Here is a 1106-nt window from a genome sequence, read left to right on the forward strand (position 1 = left end):
ACAAGCTCACAGCCATACCCCCGGCCCCCAGGCCCACACCGATCCTACGAACGACCAGCTCAGGCCCGCATCAAAAACGGTAGGACATCCTCCATTACTCTCGGCCAGATGAGTGAGGATCTTCTGGCCGCCTATGACCAGCATCTGCGCGGAACAGGTGTCCCAGCACTGGGCGGATGGATCGAGCAGGACGGTCCGCTGCTGCGGGTCGTCGGGGAGCATCGCGGCTTCGTCACCGGCCCGCGCGACCTGTCCGGCCATGATGTCGACGCTCTCATCGCCGCGCAGATCGCCTTCTTTGGCGGCCGCGGTGAGGCCGTGGAGTGGAAGGCCCGTGGCCACGACCTCCCCAATGACTTGCCCGACCGGCTGCGAGCCGCAGGATTCGTCGCCGACCCCACCGAGACGGTCGTCATCAACGGCATCGCCGACACGCCGACCGCACCGCCCGCCCCCGATGGCGTGGTGATTCGCCGGGTCGGCCGCGAGGCGATCCCCGCGATCGTGGCGATGGAGTCGCAGGTGTGGGAACGCGACTGCGGCTTCATCGGCGACCACCTGGCCGGCAGCCTGGCCGCCGCTCCCGACCGCCTGGCGATCTTCACAGCCGAAGCCGCCAGCCAGGTCGTCGCCGCAGCCTGGGTGGCGCTCCGCGAGGACGGGGTCTTCGCATCCCTATGGGGCGGGTCGACCCTGGAGGAGTGGCGAGGCCGGGGTATCTACCGGGCCCTCGTGGCCGTCCGAGCGCGCTTGGCCGCCGAGCATGGCTACCAATACCTACAGGTCGATGCCTCCGACGACAGCCGCCCCATCTTGGAGCGTCTCGGCTTCACCGCGATCACTACCACGACCCCCTACATCTGGTCGCCGCCAGCCTAATCACTTGCGCACCTGACCTACTCCAGCCCCGCCACCGTCGCTGATTTTTATCAACATCACCGCCTCCCAGCCTCACAACCGTCGCTCGAACCCGCGCACAAACGTTGCTGATTCTCAGGATCTGGTGCAAAGTCCGAGCTTGTCCTACCGTTTTTGATGCGGGCCTGAGCTGGTCGTTCGTAGGATCGGTGTGGGCCTGGGGGCCGGGGGTATGGCTGTGAGCTTGC

Annotated in this window: 1 protein-coding gene; it reads left to right on the plus strand. The window is 66.8% G+C overall.

Annotated features, from left to right (window positions below; genetic code table 11):
* The first annotated feature begins 108 nt into the window (after window positions 1-108).
* Window positions 109-879, plus strand: a complete 771-nt coding sequence (locus E1289_RS37690; RefSeq protein ID WP_131988974.1) for a GNAT family N-acetyltransferase — start codon at window positions 109-111, stop codon at window positions 877-879.
* The last annotated feature ends 227 nt before the right edge of the window (window positions 880-1106 follow it).

This window comes from Actinomadura sp. 6K520 (assembly GCF_004349245.1).
Lineage (GTDB): Bacteria > Actinomycetota > Actinomycetes > Streptosporangiales > Streptosporangiaceae > Spirillospora.

Excerpts from the sequence above, each read along its gene's own strand:
- E1289_RS37690 (WP_131988974.1), top strand. The coding sequence starts at position 109 with ATGAGTGAGGATCTTCTGGCCGCCTATGACCAGCATCTGCGCGGAACA.